Source organism: Burkholderia sp. D-99, from assembly GCF_011605345.1.
Taxonomy (GTDB): Bacteria; Pseudomonadota; Gammaproteobacteria; order Burkholderiales; family Burkholderiaceae; genus Burkholderia.
In genome coordinates, this window is record NZ_JAAOXM010000006.1 from 115228 (window position 1) to 135275 (window position 20048).

Sequence of the window (20048 nt, forward strand, 5' to 3'; positions counted from 1 at the left end):
CGTTTATGCGCACCAAACTAACCGTCAAGAATCCGAAGCCGGCGTCGCCGACCCGCGCCCCTGTCCGCTCCGGCAGCCTCGTCGCCCGCAAGGCGGTGCGTCCCGCTGCGCCGCCCGCCGGGGACAAGCCGGCCCGCCCGAAGAAGGCTGCCCCGGCAGCCGCCGGCGAACGCTCATTCAAGCCGCGCGGCGCGGCAGGCGCCGAGCGCCCGGGCGCGGATCGCGCACCGGCCAAGCGTGCGCCGCGTGACGGCGGTGCCGAACGCGGCACGCGCGCGCCTTATCGCGACAACGCGGCCGGCGAAGGCGCGAAGCGCAGTTTCGGCGACCGTCGTACGTCGTCGGATCGTCCGCCACGCCGTGATGACGACGCACGTCCGCGTCGCGCGGGTGGCGAAGGCGGTGCACGTGCGCCGTATCGCGACAACGCATCCGGCGAAGGTGCAAAGCGCAGTTTCGGCGACCGCCGTACGTCGTCGGATCGTCCGCCCCGCCGTGATGACGACGCACGTCCGCGCCGCGCAGGTGGCGAAGGTGGCGCACGTGCGCCGTATCGCGACAACGCATCCGGCGAAGGTGCAAAGCGCAGTTTCGGCGACCGTCGCACGTCGTCCGACCGTCCGCCCCGCCGTGATGACGACGCACGTCCGCGCCGCGCAGGTGGCGAAGGCGGCGCACGCCCGCCGTACCGTGACAACGCATCCGGCGAAGGTGCAAAGCGCAGTTTCGGCGACCGTCGCACGTCGTCCGATCGCCCGCCCCGCCGTGATGACGACTCACGTCCGCGCCGCGCAGGTGGCGAAGGTGGCGCACGCCCGCCGTACCGTGACAATGCATCCGGCGAAGGCGCGAAGCGCACCTTCGGCGACCGTCGCACGTCGTCCGATCGCCCGCCGCGCCGCGATGACGATGCACGGCCGCGTCGCGCGGGTGGTGAAAGCGGCCCGCGTGCCCCCTATCGCGACAATGCATCCGGCGAAGGCGCGAAGCGCGGCTTCGGCGACCGCCGCACGTCGTCCGATCGTCCGCCGCGTCGTGATGACGACGCACGTCCGCGTCGCGCAGGTGGCGAAGGCGGCGCACGCCCGCCGTATCGTGACAACGCATCCGGCGAAGGCGCAAAACGCAGCTTCGGCGACCGCCGCACGTCGTCCGATCGCCCGCCCCGCCGCAACGACGACGACGCCCGTCCGCGCCGCGCAGGCGCTGACGAAGGCAAGCGCCCGTCCTATCGCGACAAGGCAGCCGGCGAAGGCGCAAAGCGCAGCTTCGGCGACCGCCCGGCTCGCCCCGCACGCGACGGCGAACGCCGCTCGTTCGGCGCGGTCAAGACCACGCAACCGGTCAAGCGCGCTGCGGCCGACGTCGACTACGGCGACGAAACGGGCCTGATGCGCCTGTCGAAGCGGATGTCCGAGCTCGGCATGTGCTCGCGCCGCGAAGCCGACGAATGGATCGAAAAGGGTTGGGTGCTCGTCGACGGCGAACGCATCGACACGCTCGGCACCAAGGTCCGCGCCGACCAGAAAATCGAGATCGACGAGCGCGCGAGCGCCGCGCAAGCCGCGCAGGTGACGATCCTGCTGCACAAGCCGGTCGGTTATGTGTCGGGCCAGGCGGAAGACGGCTACGAGCCGGCGGCCGTGCTGATCACGCGCGCGAACCGCTGGAGCGGCGACCATTCGCCGGTACGCTTCTCGCCGCAGCACCTGCACGCGCTCGCGCCGGCCGGCCGGCTCGACATCGACTCCACCGGCCTGCTTGTGCTGACGCAGAATGGCGTGGTCGCGAAGCAGCTGATCGGCGAGCAGTCGGACATCGACAAGGAGTACCTGGTGCGCGTGCGCTTTGGCGAGCGACTCATCGACATCGACCAGCACTTCCCGGCGGAATCGCTCGCGCAGCTGCGCCACGGCCTCGAGCTCGACGGCGTCGCGCTGAAGCCCGCGATGGTGAGCTGGCAGAACGGCGAACAGCTGCGCTTCGTGCTGCGCGAAGGCAAGAAGCGCCAGATCCGCCGCATGTGCGAACTGGTCGGCCTCGACGTGATCGGCCTGAAGCGCGTGCGCATGGGCCGCGTGATGCTCGGCGCGCTGCCGCAGGGCCAATGGCGCTATCTGTCGGCCGACGAGACGTTCTGACCGCAGGCACACTCGTGCGCCATGCAATGAAAAAGCCCGCGCAAGCGGGCTTTTTCTTGTCTACGAGCAACCGGGAAAGCAGCGGGATCAGTCGTCGGAAGCCGGATCGAGCCCCGGGAACAGCACTTCCGTGAAGCCGAAGCGGGTGAAATCGGTGATCCGCATCGGATACAGCTTGCCGATCAGGTGATCGTATTCGTGCTGGACGACGCGTGCGTGAAAACCGTCGGCAACACGATCGATCTTCTCGCCGAACTGGTCGAAGCCGCTGTAGCGCACCTTCGCGTAGCGGCTGACCACGCCGCGCATGCCCGGCACCGACAGGCAGCCTTCCCAGCCCTCTTCCATGTCCGGCGGCATGTACTCGACCTTCGGGTTGATCAGCACGGTCTCGGGCACCGGCGGCGCATCCGGGTAGCGGTTGTTGTTGCCGAAGCCGAAGATGATGAGCTGCAGCCCGATGCCGATCTGCGGCGCGGCCAGGCCGGCGCCGTTCGCATGGTGCATCGTCTCGAACATGTCCGCGACGATCTCGTGCAGCTCAGGTGTATCGAACCGCTCGACCGGCTTGGCGACTTCGAGCAGGCGCGGATCGCCCATCTTCAGGATCTCGCGAATCATGGCGTATTGCCCTCCAGGAGTTGGTGCAGGCCGTCTTCGTCCAGCACGGGGATGCCGAGTTCCTCGGCCTTCACGAGCTTGCTGCCGGCTTCGGCGCCCGCGACCACGTAATCCGTCTTCTTCGATACCGAACCGGCCACTTTCGCGCCCGCCGCTTCGAGCATTTCCTTCGCGGCATCGCGCGTGAGCGTCGGCAGCGTGCCCGTCAGCACGACCGTCTTGCCGGCCAGCACGCCCTGCGGCGCCTTCGGCGCGGGCGGCCCTTCCGGCCACGTCACCTTGCCCGGTGCACGCAACTGCTCGATCACGGTCCGGTTGTGCTCTTCCGCGAAAAACTGGTGGAGCGATTCGGCGACGATCGGCCCGACGTCGTTGACTTCGAGCAGCTCCTCGATCGACGCGTCCATGATCGGCGTCAGCGAGCCGAAATGCTTCGCGAGATCCTTCGCGGTCGATTCGCCCACGTGACGGATGCCGAGCCCGTAGATGAAACGCGCGAGCGTCGTGTGCTTCGCCTTCTCGAGCGAATCGAGCAGATTCTGTGCGGACTTCTCGGCGAAGCGGTCGAGCTCGGCGAGCGTCGCGAAACCGAGATTGAACAGGTCGGCCGGCGTGCGCACGAGATTCAGCTCGACGAGCTGGTCGATGATCTTCTCACCGAGCCCGTCGATGTCGAGCGCGCGGCGCTGCGCGAAGTGCCACAGCGCCTGCTTGCGCTGCGCCGGGCAGAACAGGCCGCCGGTGCAGCGGGCGATCGCCTCGTCCGGCAGGCGCTCGATCTTCGAGCCGCACACCGGGCATTCGGTCGGCATCACGAATTCGGCCGCATCGGCCGGGCGACGGTCGAGCAGCGCACCGACCACCTCGGGGATCACGTCGCCCGCGCGGCGCACGATCACGGTATCGCCGATCCGGATGTCCTTGCGGCGCACCTCGTCCTCGTTGTGCAGCGTCGCGTTGGTTACGGTTGCGCCGCCGACGAACACGGGCTCGAGGCGCGCGACCGGCGTGATCGCGCCGGTGCGGCCGACCTGCACGTCGATCGCGACGAGCTTCGTCAGCGCTTCCTGCGCGGGAAACTTGTGCGCGAGTGCGAAGCGCGGCGCGCGCGACACGAAGCCGAGGCGCTCCTGCTCGTCGCGCCGGTTGACCTTGTAGACCACTCCGTCGATGTCGTACGGCAGCGAGTCGCGCTTCTCGCCGACCTTGCGGAAGAAGTCGAGCAAGCCCTCGGCACCCTGCACGACCGCGCGCTCGCGGTTCACGGGCAGGCCGAGCGACTCGTACCAGTCGAGCAGCGCGCTGTGCGTATCGGGCGTCGGCATCCCGTCGAGCACGCCGATCCCGTATGCGAAGAACGACAGCGGACGCTGCGCGGTGATCTTCGAGTCGAGCTGGCGCAGGCTGCCGGCTGCCGCGTTGCGCGGGTTCGCGAATTCGCGCTGCTCGGCCGCGCGCTGGCGCTCGTTCAGGCGTGCGAAATCGCGCTTGAACATCAGCACCTCCCCGCGCACGTCGAGCACGGCCGGCACGTTCTTGCCCTTCAGCTTCAGCGGAATCGAGCGGATCGTGCGCACGTTCTCGGTCACGTCCTCGCCGGTCGTGCCGTCGCCGCGCGTCGACGCCTGCACGAATACGCCCTGCTCGTAACGCAACGAGATCGCGAGACCGTCGAACTTCAGTTCGCACGCATAGTCGACCGGCTCCGTCACCGAGCCGGCGAGATCGGTCGTCTTGTCGAGCGCATCGGCGATGCGCTTGTCGAACGCGACGATGTCTTCGTCGGCAAAGCCGTTGTTCAGCGACAGCATCGGCGCGTCATGGACGACCGGCGTGAAGCCGCCAGCCGCCTCGCCACCCACGCGCTGCGTCGGCGAATCGGGCGTCACGAGTTCGGGATGATCGGTTTCAAGCTGCTGCAGTTCGCGGAACAGCCGGTCGTATTCGGCGTCGGGCAGATCCGGCTGGTCGAGCACGTAATAGGCGTAGTTCGCCCGCTCGAGTTGGTCGCGCAGCCACGCGGCACGCGCGTCGGGCTGGCTGGCTGGCGGTTCGGCTTGGGTTCGGGCCATGCTGGCGGCAGATTCGTTCTGAGAAAATCGGATGCCCGATTATCTCAGTTTGCCGTCGCGGCGGGGCGTGCAATGCGCGCCCGATACGCGTGCTGCAGCGCAAACAGCGAGGTGTGCGCCGCAGCGACGAACGGCGGCTGCAAAGCCCGCCGCTCGTATGTTCGCGTTACTGGCTGAAGAGGCGGCGCGTGATGGGCGAACCGGCCGGGATGCCGGCTTCCTCGAGCTTCGCGTACAACTTCATCAGTTGCTGGTCGATCGCGACGAGTGTCGATTCCGGCAGCGGCCGGCGCGAATCGTCGACCACACGTGCGCCGATCCGTTCGGACAGCGACTTCGCGTAATCGCACATCAGCCGGAACGGCAGGATGTCCTCTTCGGCAACCGGCACGTCGAGCACCAGCGTGATCATGTTGCCGCCCTTGTACGTGAGGTCGTCACGCAGGAAGTTCGTATCGCCGAACTGCAGCATGAACACGGGGTTCTGCTTCGCATCGAGCTTCACGAAACGCGTGCCGTCGCGCGACAGCAGCAGCCCGTCCTGTGACGCGACCGCCTGCACGTAGTTCGCCGACCAGGGCGCGCCGTCCGACATCACGTTGATCGACAGCTGGGCGTCGCATTGCGCGGCAAACGCATCGAGCTCGCGCGCCATCGCGACCGTTTCCATCATGTCCGGGAATTCCGGCGCGCCGTCGATCGCGTCGGCGAACTGCTGGACGCCCGTCACGAATTCGGAGAACTCGAGCTCGTTGAGCGCGCCGCTGCGGTTCGCGAGCTGCGCGGCCGCGCGCAGTTCCTCGTAGCGCACGCCGTTCTGCAGCAACTCCCACTGGCCGCCCTCCGGCTTGCCTTCGATATGCACGGGCTTGCTGCCCGCACGGCGCAGCCGCTGCGCGGCCGGCAGGATCTTGTCGCCCGGCAGCAGCCCGGCGAGGCGGATCGGCACGATGCAGTCGATCCGGCGATCGACGATCGCCGGCGGTGCCGACGAAATCGTCGTTGCGGCCGGCAGCACGGGTTCGGCCGGCTCGGCCGATTCAACAGGCGTTTCGTGCGCGGAGGCCGGCACGACGGCTTCGCCGGCAACCGGCTCGACCGACTCGGCCGGCATGTCGACGCCGGTTGCCTCGGCCTGCAGATCGGCCGGCATGTCGGCAGGCGCAGCACCGCCGAAGGTCGGCTCGACGCGCGCGACTTCCGCCTGCGTGGCGGCCGCAGCTGCCGCTGCAGCCGGTGCCGCAGGCTCGCGCCGCACCGGCTGACGCACCGGCTCGATGAACGGCAGTTCTTCGTCGCGTTCGGGGCGCATCGCCTCGGCCGCGTCCTCCGGCATCGGGCGCGGCATCCTGCGCCGTACCTTCGCGCCCTGCCATGCGTTGTAGACCACAACGCCGCCCACCACGACGGCGCCCGCGCCGATCAAACCGAGTGTCAACTCGTCCATGCACGCTCCATCAGCAATTCTTGTTCGTCGGAACCGCGAACGGGCGCCCATGCGCCGCGCGAACGCGGTCCGGTTTCGTCAAACGTCAATTCTGGGCAAAACCCGCGGCAGTTTCCATGTCCACCGCGACGATCCGCGACACGCCCTGCTCCTGCATCGTCACGCCGATCAGCTGCTGCGCCATTTCCATCGCGATCTTGTTGTGCGAGATGAACAGGAACTGCGTCTTGTTGGACATCGCACGCACGAGATTCGCGAAACGCTCGGTGTTCGCGTCGTCGAGCGGCGCGTCGACCTCGTCGAGCAGACAGAACGGTGCCGGATTCAGCTGGAACATCGCGAACACCAGCGCGGTCGCGGTCAGTGCCTTCTCGCCGCCCGACAGCAGGTGAATCGTCGCGTTCTTCTTGCCGGGCGGCTGCGCCATCACCTGCACGCCGGCGTCGAGAATCTCGTCGCCCGTCATGATCAGCTTCGCCTGGCCGCCGCCGAACAGACGCGGGAACAGGTCGCTGAAGTGGCGGTTGACCTCGTCGAAGGTGCCCTGCAGCAGCGTGCGGGTTTCCTGGTCGATCTTGTGGATCGCGTCCTCGAGCGTCGTGATCGCGTCGATCAGGTCGGCCGACTGCGCATCGAGGAACACCTTGCGCTCGCTCGCGGCCTTCAGCTCGTCGAGCGCGGCCATGTTCACCGGGCCGAGCGCGTTGATCGCGTTGTTCAGGCGCGTGACTTCACCCTGCAGGTACGACGGCTTCAGATCCGGCGTCAGCTTCTCGGACAGCGCGGCCTCGTCAACCTCGGCCGTCGTGAGCTGCTCGGCGAACTGCTCGACCGCCAGGCGCGCAGCCTGCTCCTTCAACTGCAATTCGGTAATGCGGTCGCGCAGCGGCTGCAGCGAGCGCTCGGCAACGAGCCGCTGCTCGTCCGACGCGCGCAGCTTCGCGGTCAGGTCGTCGAGTTCGATCCGCGCGGCCTGCAGCGCCTCTTCCTTCACCGCACGAATCTCGAGCGCGTCCTGCAGGCCCGTGTGCGCGGTCTGCTCGTTGATCGTCTCGAGCTCGGCACGCGCGTCTTCCAGCGATCCGGCAACACGCTCGCTCTGTTCGTGCGCCACCTGGATGCTGCGCTTGAGCTCGTCGATCCGGGTCACCGCATTGCGCGCGGCGAAGCGCGCGTCGTTCGCGCCGCGCTCCAGGTCGCGCGCTTCCTGACGCGCCTGCGTCAGCGATTCGTCGAGTGCTTCGAATGCGAGCTGGTTGTCCTCGAAGCGCGCCTGCAGTTCCGCGAGTTCGCCGTCGAAACGCTCGAAATTCGCTTCCGATTCCGCGCGCATCGCGCGCTGCTCTTCGATCTGCGCGCCGATTTCCTCGAGTTCCTCGCGGATCTGCGTGCTGCGCTGCGTGTAACGTTCGTGCGCCTGCGCGAGCTTCAGCACGTCCATCTGCAGCGCGTGCACGCGCTGCGTCGCACGCTCGGCCTGTGCGCGCACGTCGCCGAGCGCCTGCGTGGCCTGCGTGTGCGCGGCTTCCGCACGCACGGCGGCCGTGCGCGCCTCGTCGGCGAGCAGCGCCTGCGCACGCACCTGGCGCGTCAGGTTTTCGATTTCCTGCTGGCGGGCCAGCATCCCGGCCTGCTCCGAATCGGCTGCATAGAGCTGCACGCCGACGCGCGTGACGATATGGCCGGCCTTGACGACGAACGCACCACCTGCCGGCAGTTGCGTGCGCGTCGCGAGCGCCTGCGCGACGTCGTCGGCGACATACACGTTGCCGAGCCAGTCGTTCAGCACCGCGCGGATGCCCGCATCGTCGATGCGCACGAGCGACAGCACCGGACGCAGGCCGGCCACGGCCGCGGGCGCTTCGCCGGCCGCGGGCGGCGCATAGAACGCGAGCTTCGCAGGCGGTGCATCGGTGGCGAATGCCTTCACCCAGTCGAGATTCGACACTTCGAGCGCGGCGAGGCGCTCGCGCAGCACGGCCTCGAGCGCCGCTTCCCAGCCGGCCTCGACGTGCAGCTTCTTCCACAGACGCGGCAGCGCGCCGAGCTCGTGCTTGTCGAGCCACGGCTGCACCTTGCCTTCGGTCTGCACGTTTTCCTGCAGCTGCTTCAGCGCGGCGAGACGCGCCTCGAGCTGGTGGATCTGCGCGGCCTCGGCCTGCACGCGCTCCTGCGCGGCACGGCGCTCGCCATCGAGGCGCGGCACCGTTTCCTGCGCATCGGTGAGGCGCGCCTGCGCTTCGGCAAGGATCTCTTCCTGCTCGGCCAGCTGCATGCGCAGCTCCTCGAGCTGGGCCTCGTCCGGCGCGTCGAGCCCGCCCGCTTCGCTCTTCAGGCGCTCATGGCGCTGCTGAAGCTGCTGAAGCTGCTGGTCGGCATTGCGCTGGTGCGCGGCTTCGAGCTTCAGCGACTGTTCGGTCTGCGCGATCCGCGCGCGCTCGTCGTTGAGCTGCGCCTGCGCATCGCGCCATTTCGCTTCGAGCGCCGGCAGCGCGTCGTGCTTCGCGGCGGCGTTGTCTTCGGCGAGCGCGGCCTTCTCGTCGGCCATCGCGCGCGCTTCCTCGGCTTCCTCGAGCTCGTCCTGCGCCTTCTCGGCCTGCGCGCGCCATTGCTCGCGCTGCGCATTCAGCGCGGCGATCTGCGCCTGCACGCGATTGCGCGATTCGACGATGAACTTGATCTCGGCTTCGAGGCGGCTCACCTCGGCATTCGCCTCGTAAAGCGAACCCTGTGCGCCCTGCATCGCATCGCTCGCCGCGTAATGCGCGACGCGCAGCGTCTCGAGCTGCGCCTCGACCTCGCGCAGCTTCGCCGTTTGCGCCTCGAGGTCAATCTGCGCCTGTTCGATCGCGCGCTGCTGCTTCTGCTGCTCGCCGGCAGCCTCGTTCTTGCGCAGCAGCCACAACAGGCGCTGCTTCTCCTCGCCGTCGGCGACGAGATCCTTGTATTTGGTCGCAACGACCGCCTGCGCCTCGAGCTTCTCGAGGTTCGCACCGAGTTCGCGGACGATGTCCTCGACGCGCGTCAGGTTCTCGCGCGTGTCGTGCAGGCGGTTCTCGGTCTCGCGGCGGCGCTCCTTGTACTTCGACACGCCTGCGGCTTCCTCGAGGAACACGCGCAGCTCTTCCGGCTTCGCCTCGATGATCCGCGCGATCATGCCCTGCCCGATGATCGCGTACGCACGCGGCCCGAGGCCGGTGCCGAGGAAGATGTCCTGGATGTCGCGGCGACGCGCCGGCAGGTTGTTGATGTAGTAACTCGAGGTGCCGTCGCGCGTGAGCACGCGCTTCACGGCGATCTCGCCGTACTGGCCCCACTGGCCGGCCGCGCGGCCGTCGGAGTTGTCGAAGATCAGTTCGACGCTGGCCCGGCTGCCGGGCTTGCGGGCGGTCGAGCCGTTGAAGATCACGTCCTGCATCGACTCGCCGCGCAGCTCGGAAGCGCGCGACTCGCCGAGCACCCAGCGCACGGCGTCGATGATGTTGGACTTGCCGCACCCGTTCGGGCCCACCACGCCGACAAGCTGGCCCGGAACCTGGAAATGCGTGGGATCGACAAAGGATTTGAAGCCAGCGAGTTTGATCGAGCTCAGACGCACGGCGGTATCGGATGTGAAGAAGGTGTGAAACGGACGGAGCCGCACTGCGCGAGGCCAGACGGCCCATGCGCGCGACGCGCCCCGGAATTCAAAAGCGGGGCCGCGCGCATACAGCGTTGGGCCCCGCAAACGGCTTCCATCATACCATCGCGCGTGCACCGTCCCGACCGTCGCCGGGTTTGTCCGGTGCGGGCGCGGCACGATGGACCCGGCTCGACAGCAGCGTCGCGAGCACGATGCACGCGCCGCCCGCCCACTCGCGCGCGGTCGGCAGCTCGTTCGCGAACACCCACGCCGACAGCGCGGTGATCACGATCTCGAACAGCATGATGATCGACGCCCGGTTCGCCGGCACGCGCGCGAGCCCGTACTGTACGAGCAGGTTGTTCGACGCCATCGTCACGCCGATCGCGACGATGATCAGCGCGGCGACGCCGAGCGGGCCGCCCGCCGGCGCGGCCGGCAGCCCCTCGAACAGCGACGCGATCGCGCCGAACACGGCCGCGCCGCCGAACAGCGTCGCGGTGCGCATCTCCGCGCGCATTTCCGGCAGCTCGCGGCTCGCCTTGATCACGAGCACGTTGCTCATCGCAAAGCTCAGCCCGGCAGCGAGGCCGGCCCACTCGGCCGGGCTGGCCGGCAGCGGCAAGCCGAGCGTCGGCGACCACAGCATCAGCATCGCGCCGCCGATCGACAGCACCGCGAGCCCCGCGCCGGCCCAGGTCAGCCGCTCGCGCAGCAGGAAGTGCGCGTAGATCGCGGTCCACGCGGGGGTCAGGTAGAACAGCAGCATCACGCGCAGCACCTCGCCGTGGATCGTGCCCCACACGAACCCGAGGTTCGTCACGCCGGCCGTCACCGCGATGCCGGGCAGCACCCAGTGCCAGCGCAGCGTCGCGATCGTGCGGTGCCGCGCGACGATCACGAACAGGAACGCGACGAGGCTCGTCAGCGCGCTCGCCAGTGTGCCCGTCACGCCGAGCGATGCAAGGATCCGCAGCGGATACCAGATCAGGCCCCATACCGATGCGCCGATCAGGATGGCCAGCGTCGGCAGGCTGCCGCGTACCGCGTTATTCATTTGGTTCGATACCCTTTATTCGACCGGCCCGGCCGCCGTTCCGGCAGGCCGTGACCGCATTCCGTCACGCTATAATCGTGCGTTGCGACCCGTGCGCCCGCGGCGCCCGTTCGCAGCCGCGCGGCACGCCCGCCGCTTCTTTCGCTCCAACCGGCCGCGATGGCCGCTTCGCCCGTGAACCCTCGACTCGACTCGCTCCAGCCCTATCCCTTCGAAAAGCTGCGCGCCCTGTTCAAGGACGTGACGCCCTCCGGCGCCCTCAAACCGATCAGCTTCGGCATCGGCGAGCCCAAACATGCGACGCCTGCGCTGATCCGCGACGCCGTGGTGGCCGCGCTCGACGGTCTCGCGTCGTACCCGGCCACCGCCGGCTCGGACGCGCTGCGCACGTCGATCGCGCACTGGCTCGAGCGCCGCTACGGGCTGCCGGCCATCGATCCGGCCACGCAGGTGCTGCCCGTGTCGGGGTCGCGCGAGGCGCTGTTCTCGCTCGCCCAGACGGTGATCGACGCTCGCCCGTCCGAACCGGGCGAGAAGGCGATCGTACTCTGTCCGAATCCTTTCTATCAAATTTACGAAGGCGCGGCGCTGCTGGCCGGTGCCGAACCCTATTTCGCAAACAGCGATCCGGCCCGCAACTTCGCGTGCGACTACGCGGCCGTGCCCGACGAAGTCTGGGCACGCACGCAGCTGCTGTACGTGTGCTCGCCGGGCAACCCGACGGGCGCCGTGCTGACGCTCGACGACTGGCGCGAGCTGTTCGCGCTGTCCGACCGCCACGGTTTCGTGATCGCGTCCGACGAGTGCTATTCGGAAATCTATTTCGACGAAGCGGCGCCCCCGCTCGGCGGCCTCGAGGCCGCGCACCGCCTCGGCCGCGGCTTCGAGCGGCTCGTGATGCTGTCGAGCCTGTCGAAGCGCTCGAACGTGCCGGGCATGCGTTCGGGCTTCGTCGCCGGCGACGCGGCGCTGCTGAAGAAATTCCTGCTGTACCGCACGTACCACGGCGCCGCGCTGTCGCCGGTCTGGCAGCACGCGAGCATCGCCGCGTGGAACGACGAGGCGCACGTACGCGAGAACCGCGCGCTGTACCTGCAGAAGTTCAATACCGTCACGCCGATGCTCGCCAGCGTGATCGACGTGAAACTGCCCGACGCGGCGTTCTACCTGTGGGCCAACGTGTCGCGCACCGGGCTGTCGGACACCGAGTTCGCCCGCCGCCTGTACGCCGACTATAATGTGACGGTTCTGCCCGGCTCGTACCTGGCGCGCGATGCGCACGGCACGAACCCGGGCCGCGATTTCATCCGGATCGCGCTCGTCGCGGGCACCCCCGAATGCGTCGAGGGCGCGCAACGCATCGTCGATTTCTGCCGCTCTCTCGCGCGGTAATCCAATCGTCCATCCGATCAATTCCATCCATCTCCTGCGAAAACGAACATGTCGCAACAACTTCAGCAAATCATCGATACCGCCTGGGACAACCGCGCCGAGCTGTCGCCGAAGGCCGCACCGGCCGACGTCCGCGAAGCCGTCGCGCACGCGATCGAGCAGCTCGACAAAGGCGCGCTGCGCGTTGCCGAGAAGATCGACGGCAACTGGACCGTGCACCAGTGGCTGAAGAAGGCCGTGCTGCTGTCGTTCCGCCTGGAGGACAACGCGCCGATGCCCGCCGGCGGCTACTCGCAGTTCTACGACAAGGTGCCGTCGAAGTTCGCGAACTACACGGCTGAGGATTTCGCCGCAGGCGGCTTCCGCGTCGTCCCGCCGGCCATCGCGCGCCGCGGCTCGTTCATCGCGAAGAACGTCGTGCTGATGCCGTCGTACACCAACATCGGCGCGTACGTCGACGAAGGCACGATGGTCGACACGTGGGCCACGGTCGGTTCGTGCGCGCAGATCGGCAAGAACGTGCACCTGTCGGGTGGCGTCGGCATCGGCGGTGTGCTCGAGCCGCTGCAGGCGAACCCGGTCATCATCGAAGACAACTGCTTCATCGGCGCGCGCTCGGAAGTCGTCGAAGGCGTGATCGTCGAGGAAAACTCGGTGATCTCGATGGGCGTGTACCTCGGCCAAAGCACGAAGATCTACGATCGTGAGACGGGCGAAGTCAGCTACGGCCGCATCCCGGCCGGCTCGGTCGTCGTCGCCGGCAACCTGCCGTCGAAGGACGGCTCGCACAGCCTGTACTGCGCGGTGATCGTCAAGAAGGTCGACGCGAAAACCCGCGCGAAGGTCGGCCTGAACGAGCTGCTGCGAGGCGACTGATGGCGAAGCCGCACACCGTGGTCGTCTACGGCATTCCGAACTGCGACACCGTGAAGAAGGCCCGCGTGTGGCTCGACGATCACGGCGTCGAATTCGAGTTCCACGATTTCAAGAAGCTCGGCGTCAGCGTGCCGCTGCTTGAAGACTGGCTGAAGGACGTGTCGCTCGACGCGCTCGTGAACAAGCGCGGCACGACGTGGCGCGGCCTGGACGACGCAATGAAGGCGGCCGCCGAAACAAAGGCCGGCGCGGTCGCGCTGATGATCCACAAGCCGTCGGTCATCAAGCGCCCTGTGCTGGTGGTCAACGGCCGGGTGAAATCGCTCGGCTTCGCGGCCGATCAATACGCGGCGTTGTTTGCCGCATAGGGCCGCCCGCGCTGCGCCTGTCGGCGCAGCTCGACGTCTAGTCGCTGCCGGCCACCGCGCCGGCATTTTTTATCGAAAGTGGTCCGAACCATGTCCGCCACCCTAGCCCTTACCGAACAGCTGATCGCCCGCGCGTCCGTGACGCCCGACGACCAGCATTGCCAGCAGATCATGACCGAGCGCCTCGCCGCGCTCGGCTTCGAATGCGAGACCATCGCGTCGCACGGCGTGACCAACCTGTGGGCCGTCAAGCGCGGCGCCGACGGCCGCGAAGGCAAGCTGCTCGCCTTCGCGGGCCACACCGACGTCGTGCCGACCGGCCCGCTCGAGCAGTGGAGCTCGCCGCCGTTCGTCCCCGCCCATCGAGACGGCAAGCTGTACGGCCGCGGCGCGGCCGACATGAAGACGTCGCTCGCGGCATTCGTCGTCGCGTCCGAGGAATTCGTCGCGGCCCATCCCGGCCACCGCGGCACGATCGCGTTCCTGATCACGAGCGACGAGGAAGGCCCCGCCACCGACGGCACCGTGAAGGTCGTCGAGCTGCTCGAAGCGCGCGGCGAACGCATGGACTACTGCATCGTCGGCGAGCCGACGTCGACCAACGCGCTCGGCGACGTCGTCAAGAACGGCCGCCGCGGCTCGATGTCGGGTGAACTGGTCGTCAAGGGCGTACAGGGTCACATCGCGTATCCGCACCTCGCGAAGAACCCGATCCACCTGCTCGCGCCGGCGCTCGCCGAGCTCGCCGCCGAGCAGTGGGACGAAGGCAACGAATACTTCCCGCCGACCACCTGGCAGGTGTCGAACCTGCACGCCGGCACCGGCGCGACCAACGTGATTCCCGGCCACGCCGACCTGCAGTTCAACTTCCGTTTCTCGACCGCCAGCACGGTCGAGGGCCTGCAGGCCCGCGTGCACGCGATCCTCGACAAGCATGGCCTCGAATACACGCTGAAGTGGTCGGTGAGCGGCCTGCCGTTCCTCACGCCGCGCGGCGAGCTGTCGGGCGCGCTGGAAAACGCGATCCGCACCGAGACGGGCATCACGACCGAGCTGTCGACGACGGGCGGCACGTCGGACGGCCGTTTCATCGCGCGCATCTGCCCGCAGGTGATCGAGTTCGGCCCGCCGAACGGCAGCATCCACAAGATCGACGAGCACATCGAAGTGCGTTTCATCGATCCACTGAAGAACGTGTACCGCCGCGTGCTCGAACAACTGATCGCCTGATGGAGCCTCGCATGACGACACCTTTTGTAACTGTTCGCGACCTGCTGCGCTACGCGGTCACACGCTTCTCGAAGGCGAAACTCGCGTTCGGCCACGGCTCGGACAATGCGTACGACGAAGCCGCCTACCTCGTGCTGCGCACGCTCGAACTGCCGCTCGACACGCTCGAGCCGTTCCTCGACGCGCGCCTGCTGCCCGACGAAATCGCGGCCGTGCTCGCGGTGATCGAACGGCGCGCGACCGACCGCGTGCCGGCCGCGTACCTCACGCATGAAGCCTGGATGCACGGCCACCGCTTCTACGTCGACGAACGCGTGATCGTGCCGCGCTCGTTCATCGGCGAACTGCTCGACGACGGCCTGCAGCCGTACGTCGCCGATCCCGAACAGGTCGGCGCGGTGCTCGAGCTGTGCACGGGCTCCGGCTGCCTCGCGATCCTCGCGGCGAGCGCGTTCCCGAATGCCGAGATCGACGCGGTCGACCTGTCCGACAAGGCACTCGAAGTCGCCGAGATCAACGTGCGCGACTACGGCCTCGAAGACCGCGTTTCGCTGCACCGCGGCGACCTCTACGCGCCGCTGCCCGCGTTCCGCGCCGACCCGGACGCACGCTATGACGTGATCCTGACGAACCCGCCGTACGTGAACGCGTCGTCGATGGCTGCACTGCCGCCCGAGTACCAGCACGAACCGGAGATGGCGCTCGCGGGTGGCGATGACGGGATGGACATCGTGCGACGCATCGTCGCCGAAGCCCATCGCTGGCTGCACGACGACGGCGTGCTCGTCGTCGAGATCGGCAACGAGCGCGAGAACGTCGAAGCCGCGTTCGGCGGGCTCGAACTCACGTGGCTGCCCACCAGCGCGGGCGACGACGCCGTGTTCCTGATCCAGGCGTCGGACCTGCCGCGCAAGGCCTGAGCGTTTCCGGCTCACCCACCGTGCGGTGCACCGTTGCGCCGCACGGTTGGGTAAGATGCGCGTAGGCGGCCACCCGGCCGCGCGACCTCAGGAGTCCGTCACGCGCCCATGACCCTCGACTGGCTACATCTCGGCACCCTGATCCTGACCATCCACGTGCTCGGGATCGTCGCGGCGTGCCACGCGATCATGAACACGCGCACGTCGCAAGGCGCGATCGCGTGGGCCGTCTCGCTCGCGGCCATGCCGTACCTGACGCTCATTCCATACCTGTTCCTCGGTCGCAGCAAGTTCTCCGGCTACGTCGACGCCCGGCGCCACGAGCTGGAAATGTTGCGCATGCACACACCCCGCTCGCCCTGGCTCAGCACCGACGCGACCGACGGGCCGGCCGCCGACGCAATCGGCCAGGCCGCGGTGCTCGCGCTCACGCGGCTCGGCGGCATGCCGTTCCTCGGCGGCAATTCGGTGCGCACGCTCGTGAACGGCGATGCGACGTTCTCGGCGATCCTGGCCGCAATCGACGCTGCGCGCGATTACGTGGTGGTGCAGTTCTTCATCGTGCGCGACGATGCGCTCGGCCGGATGCTGCGCGACTCGCTGCTCGCGCGCGCGGCAGCCGGCGTGCGCTGCTGCCTGCTGTACGACAGCATCGGCAGCTTCGACCTCCCGCACAGCTACGTCGACACATTGCGCCGGGGCGGCGTCGAGGTTCATCCGTTCGCGACCAACCGGAAGTTCGTCAACCGCTTCCAGCTCAACTTCCGCAACCACCGCAAGATCGTCGTCGTCGACGGCAATCGCGCGTTCGTCGGCGGCCACAACGTCGGCGTCGAATATCTCGGCGCGAAGCCGCGCCTGTCGCCGTGGCGCGACACGCACATCGAGATATGCGGCCCCGTGGTCGCAAGCATCCAGTACGTGTTCGCCGAAGACTGGCACTGGGCGACGCAGAAGCTGCCGCCGCTCGCACTGCCGCCGCCCGCGCAGCCCGGCGACAACATGCATTGCCTCGTTGTGCCGATGGGGCCGGCCGACAAGCAGGAAACCGGCTCGCTGTTCTTCGTCGAGGTGATCAACGCCGCGCGCGAGCGGGTCTGGATCACCACGCCGTACCTCGTTCCCGACGAAGCCGTGATCTCCGCGCTGAAGCTCGCCGTGATGCGCGGCGTCGACGTGCGCATCCTGATCCCGAGCCGGCGCGATCACTATGTGGTGTTCGAAGCGTCGAAGCTGTACGCGCGCGACCTGGTCGATGCGGGCGTCAAGGTGTTCCGCTACCGGCCCGGCTTCCTGCACCAGAAGGTCGTACTGATCGACCGCATCGCGGCGGCGATCGGCAGCGCGAACCTCGACAACCGCTCGTTCCGCCTCAATTTCGAGATCATGGTGCTGACCGTCGACCGCACATTCGCCGACGAGGTCGAGACGATGCTCGATGCCGACTTCGCGCAGGCGTACGAGGTCGATGCGAACGAATACCGCCGGTCGCCTGCATGGCGGCGCATCGCGATGCACGTCGCCCGGCTGTTCGCTCCGATCCTCTAACGGCCGGGGCCGCGGCGACGCACGTGCGATCCGCACCGGAGCCGCAAACGCCGCCGGCAGCCGTCACAGCAGCTTGTCGATATCCGCGGCGATTTCGTCCGGCTTGGTGGACGGCGCATAGCGCTTGACGATGCGCCCGTCGCGATCGATCAGGAATTTCGTGAAATTCCACTTGATCGCCTTGAGGCCGAGAATGCCGGGCGCCTCGTCGGTCAGGTGGCGGTACAGCGGATGCGCATGGTCGCCCTTCACGTCGATCTTCGCGAACATCGGGAACGTGACGCCGTAATTGCGCTCGCAGAACGCGCCGATCTGCGTGGCGTCGCCGGGCTCCTGCTTGCCGAACTGGTTGCACGGGAAGCCGAGCACGAAGAAACCGCGCGCCGCGTACTGGTCGTACAGCTTCTGCAGGCCCGCGTACTGCGGCGTGAAACCGCACTCGCTCGCAGTGTTGACGATCAGCAGCACCTTGCCGCGATACGCGTCGAGCGAGGCCGGCGCGCCGGCGAGCGTCTCAGCGCTGAACGAATACAGGGTGGACATCGGGCACTCCTTTTAACGAAACCGGATCGACGTGGAGTCTAGGCGAAATTGCCCCATTGCGGCATCTGCCGAACAGCCAATGCCCGGCGCAAGCGGCGCGCAGTCTAGAATAGCGGTTTTGGCCAGTCATTTCCGCCGTGATCCGTTTCAATCAGTTCAGCCTTGCGCGCGGCACCAAGCCGCTGTTCGAGTCGACCTCCTTCGTACTCAATCCCGGCGAGAAAGCCGGCCTGATCGGCGCGAACGGCGCCGGCAAGTCGACGCTGTTCTCGGTCCTGCGTGGCGAGCTGCACTCGGACGGCGGCGATTTCTCGATGCCGCCGTCGTGGCGGATCGCCCATGTGTCGCAGGAAACGCCCGCCGTCGACCGCTCGGCGCTCGACTACACGCTCGACGGCGACGCCGCGCTGCGCGAGATCGAGGCGCGCATCGCCGCCGCATCCGCCGCGCATGACGGCGCCGCCGAAGCCCACGCGCACGCGGCATTCGCCGACGCCGACGGCTACACCGCGCCTGCCCGTGCCGAGGCGCTGCTGCTCGGTCTCGGCTTCACGCTCGCGCAGACGCGCGAATCCGTCGCCAGCTTCTCCGGCGGCTGGCGCATGCGCCTGAATCTCGCGCAGGCGCTGATGTGCCGCTCCGACCTGCTGCTGCTCGACGAACCGACGAACCACCTCGACCTCGACGCGATCGTCTGGCTCGAAGACTGGCTGCATCGCTACCCCGGCACGCTCGTCGTGATTTCGCACGACCGCGAATTCCTCGATTCGATCTGTAACGTCACGCTGCACCTGGAAAACCGCCAGGTGAAACGCTACGGCGGCAACTACTCGCAGTTCGAGGTGCTGCGCGCGCAGCAACTCGCGCTGCAGCAAAACGCCTACGAAAAGCAGCAGAAGACGATCGAGCACCTGCAGAGCTTCGTCGACCGCTTCAAGGCCAAGGCGACCAAGGCCAAGCAGGCGCAGAGCCGGATGAAGGCGCTCGAGAAGATGGAGCTGATCGCGCCTGCGCACATCGCGTCGCCGTTCACGTTCGAATTCCGCACGCCCGACGCGGCGCCGAACCCGATGATGGTGATGGAAGACGTCCGCTGCGGCTACCATGCCGACGACGGAGCGGAGATCCCGATCGTCGAGCGCGTCGCGCTGTCGATCCAGAACGGCCAGCGCATCGGCCTGCTCGGCGCGAATGGCCAGGGCAAGTCGACGCTGATCAAGACGCTGGCCGGCACGCTCGCGCCGCTGTCGGGGCACGTCCGCGACGGCAAGGGGCTGACGATCGGCTATTTCGCACAGCACCAGCTCGAGACGCTGCGCGAAGACGATTCGCCGCTTGCGCATCTGGGGCGGCTCGCGCCCGACACGCGCGAGCAGGAACTGCGCGACTTCCTCGGCGGCTTCAATTTCTCGGGCGATATGGCAACCAGCCCGGTCGGGCCGTTTTCAGGTGGTGAAAAAGCACGCCTCGCGCTCGCGCTGATCATCTGGCAGAAGCCGAACCTGCTGCTGCTCGACGAACCGACCAACCACCTCGACCTCGAAACGCGCCATGCGCTGACGATGGCGCTCGCGCAGTTCGAAGGCACGCTGATCCTCGTCTCGCACGACCGCCACCTGCTGCGCGCGACGACCGACCAGTTCATGCTGGTCGCGAAGCACCGGCTGCAGCCGTTCGACGGCGACCTCGACGACTACCGCGACTGGCTGCTGCAGCACGCGGCCGAGCAGCGCGCCGCCGCGAAGGCGGACAGCGCGGCTGCGTCGGGCGCGGGCGCCGCGGCCAACCGCCGGGACCAGAAGCGTCAGGCCGCCGAGGAGCGGCAGCGCCTGTCGGTGTTGAAGAAGCCGCTGCAGTCGCGCATCACGAAGCTCGAAAAGGAAATGGAGACGCTGCACGCGGAGAAGGCGCGCCTCGACACGTTCGTCGCCGATCCGGCGAGCTACGAAGCCGAGCGCAAGACGGAGCTGACCGATGCGATCCGCAAGCTCGGGGACGTCAACACGCGCCTCGAGACGGTCGAGGCCGACTGGCTCGCCGCCCAGGAAGAACTCGAGCAGATCGGCTGACCGCTGTCGCGGCGCAGGCCGACACGCCAGCCAGGCGTACCGGCTGCCCCGGCGCCGCGGCACCTTGGTATCACGGAGCCTCGACAAGCCATCTGGCCCTTTACGGGCCCGGATACGACAAGGCCGGGCACATGGGCCCGGC

The 20048-nt window shown here is 67.9% G+C and carries 14 protein-coding genes; 8 read left to right on the forward strand and 6 right to left on the reverse strand.

Going from position 1 to position 20048, the window contains the following annotated elements; all coding sequences use genetic code 11:
• The first annotated feature begins 5 nt into the window (after nucleotides 1-5).
• Nucleotides 6-2141 (forward strand): pseudouridine synthase, encoded by a 2136-nt coding sequence (locus tag HAV18_RS22505; protein ID WP_166960030.1) that lies wholly within the window; start codon nucleotides 6-8, stop codon nucleotides 2139-2141.
• Nucleotides 2142-2228: 87 nt separating this feature from the next.
• On the opposite strand, the gene def is transcribed toward HAV18_RS22505, so the two are convergent.
• The 5 genes from def to HAV18_RS22530 form a co-directional block, all read right to left on the reverse strand.
• A complete protein-coding gene (def, locus tag HAV18_RS22510) occupies nucleotides 2229-2762 on the reverse strand; it encodes a peptide deformylase (protein WP_122945705.1) in 534 nt (177 codons plus the stop codon).
• Entirely contained in the window at nucleotides 2759-4834 is a 2076-nt protein-coding gene (gene ligA / locus HAV18_RS22515) for an NAD-dependent DNA ligase LigA (protein WP_166960033.1), read from the reverse strand. The genes def and ligA overlap by 4 nt, the downstream gene beginning before the upstream one ends.
• A gap of 166 nt (nucleotides 4835-5000) precedes the next feature.
• Nucleotides 5001-6281, reverse strand: a complete 1281-nt coding sequence (locus HAV18_RS22520) for a cell division protein ZipA C-terminal FtsZ-binding domain-containing protein (protein ID WP_166960036.1) — start codon at nucleotides 6279-6281, stop codon at nucleotides 5001-5003.
• Nucleotides 6282-6366: 85 nt separating this feature from the next.
• Nucleotides 6367-9879 carry a chromosome segregation protein SMC gene (smc, locus tag HAV18_RS22525; protein ID WP_166960039.1) on the reverse strand — a complete coding sequence of 1171 codons (3513 nt, stop codon included), beginning with the start codon at nucleotides 9877-9879 and terminating at the stop codon, nucleotides 6367-6369.
• 139 nt (nucleotides 9880-10018) lie between these two features.
• Nucleotides 10019-10960: a DMT family transporter gene (locus tag HAV18_RS22530; protein WP_166960042.1), complete on the reverse strand. Its 942-nt coding sequence runs from the start codon at nucleotides 10958-10960 to the stop codon at nucleotides 10019-10021.
• A gap of 159 nt (nucleotides 10961-11119) precedes the next feature.
• Here HAV18_RS22530 and dapC point away from each other — a divergent pair, with 159 nt between their 5' ends.
• The 6 genes from dapC (at nucleotide 11120) to cls (ending at nucleotide 17294) form a co-directional block, all read left to right on the forward strand.
• Complete coding sequence (gene dapC / locus HAV18_RS22535; RefSeq protein WP_166960045.1) at nucleotides 11120-12352, forward strand: succinyldiaminopimelate transaminase; 1233 nt, start codon at nucleotides 11120-11122, stop codon at nucleotides 12350-12352.
• A 48-nt stretch (nucleotides 12353-12400) separates the two neighbouring features.
• Entirely contained in the window at nucleotides 12401-13228 is an 828-nt protein-coding gene (gene dapD, locus HAV18_RS22540; RefSeq protein WP_014896723.1) for a 2,3,4,5-tetrahydropyridine-2,6-dicarboxylate N-succinyltransferase, read from the forward strand.
• Nucleotides 13228-13596, forward strand: coding sequence for an ArsC family reductase (locus HAV18_RS22545; RefSeq protein ID WP_166960048.1), 369 nt, complete (start codon nucleotides 13228-13230; stop codon nucleotides 13594-13596). The genes dapD and HAV18_RS22545 overlap by 1 nt, the downstream gene beginning before the upstream one ends.
• Nucleotides 13597-13686: 90 nt before the next feature.
• A complete protein-coding gene (gene dapE / locus HAV18_RS22550; RefSeq protein WP_166960051.1) occupies nucleotides 13687-14826 on the forward strand; it encodes a succinyl-diaminopimelate desuccinylase in 1140 nt (379 codons plus the stop codon).
• An 11-nt stretch (nucleotides 14827-14837) separates the two neighbouring features.
• A complete protein-coding gene (prmB, locus tag HAV18_RS22555; RefSeq protein ID WP_166960054.1) occupies nucleotides 14838-15746 on the forward strand; it encodes a 50S ribosomal protein L3 N(5)-glutamine methyltransferase in 909 nt (302 codons plus the stop codon).
• Between the two features lie 108 nt (nucleotides 15747-15854).
• On the forward strand, nucleotides 15855-17294 hold the full coding sequence (cls, locus tag HAV18_RS22560) for a cardiolipin synthase (protein WP_166960057.1): 1440 nt from the start codon (nucleotides 15855-15857) through the stop codon (nucleotides 17292-17294).
• Between the two features lie 63 nt (nucleotides 17295-17357).
• Here cls and HAV18_RS22565 read toward each other — a convergent pair whose 3' ends face one another.
• Nucleotides 17358-17837 (reverse strand): glutathione peroxidase, encoded by a 480-nt coding sequence (locus tag HAV18_RS22565; protein ID WP_166960060.1) that lies wholly within the window; start codon nucleotides 17835-17837, stop codon nucleotides 17358-17360.
• A gap of 137 nt (nucleotides 17838-17974) precedes the next feature.
• Between HAV18_RS22565 and HAV18_RS22570 the strand changes: the two genes are divergently transcribed.
• A complete protein-coding gene (locus tag HAV18_RS22570; RefSeq protein ID WP_166960063.1) occupies nucleotides 17975-19906 on the forward strand; it encodes an ATP-binding cassette domain-containing protein in 1932 nt (643 codons plus the stop codon).
• Nucleotides 19907-20048 lie beyond the last annotated feature (142 nt).

What these genes read in the sequence shown, in the direction of transcription:
- HAV18_RS22505 (WP_166960030.1), top strand. Translation starts at nt 6, where the DNA reads ATGCGCACCAAACTAACCGTCAAGAATCCGAAGCCGGCGTCGCCGACC.
- def (WP_122945705.1), bottom strand. Translation starts at nt 2,762, where the DNA reads ATGATTCGCGAGATCCTGAAGATGGGCGATCCGCGCCTGCTCGAAGTC.
- ligA (WP_166960033.1), bottom strand. Translation starts at nt 4,834, where the DNA reads ATGGCCCGAACCCAAGCCGAACCGCCAGCCAGCCAGCCCGACGCGCGT.
- HAV18_RS22520 (WP_166960036.1), bottom strand. Translation starts at nt 6,281, where the DNA reads ATGGACGAGTTGACACTCGGTTTGATCGGCGCGGGCGCCGTCGTGGTG.
- HAV18_RS22530 (WP_166960042.1), bottom strand. Translation starts at nt 10,960, where the DNA reads ATGAATAACGCGGTACGCGGCAGCCTGCCGACGCTGGCCATCCTGATC.
- dapC (WP_166960045.1), top strand. Translation starts at nt 11,120, where the DNA reads ATGGCCGCTTCGCCCGTGAACCCTCGACTCGACTCGCTCCAGCCCTAT.
- dapD (WP_014896723.1), top strand. Translation starts at nt 12,401, where the DNA reads ATGTCGCAACAACTTCAGCAAATCATCGATACCGCCTGGGACAACCGC.
- HAV18_RS22545 (WP_166960048.1), top strand. Translation starts at nt 13,228, where the DNA reads ATGGCGAAGCCGCACACCGTGGTCGTCTACGGCATTCCGAACTGCGAC.
- dapE (WP_166960051.1), top strand. Translation starts at nt 13,687, where the DNA reads ATGTCCGCCACCCTAGCCCTTACCGAACAGCTGATCGCCCGCGCGTCC.
- prmB (WP_166960054.1), top strand. Translation starts at nt 14,838, where the DNA reads ATGACGACACCTTTTGTAACTGTTCGCGACCTGCTGCGCTACGCGGTC.
- cls (WP_166960057.1), top strand. Translation starts at nt 15,855, where the DNA reads ATGACCCTCGACTGGCTACATCTCGGCACCCTGATCCTGACCATCCAC.
- HAV18_RS22565 (WP_166960060.1), bottom strand. Translation starts at nt 17,837, where the DNA reads ATGTCCACCCTGTATTCGTTCAGCGCTGAGACGCTCGCCGGCGCGCCG.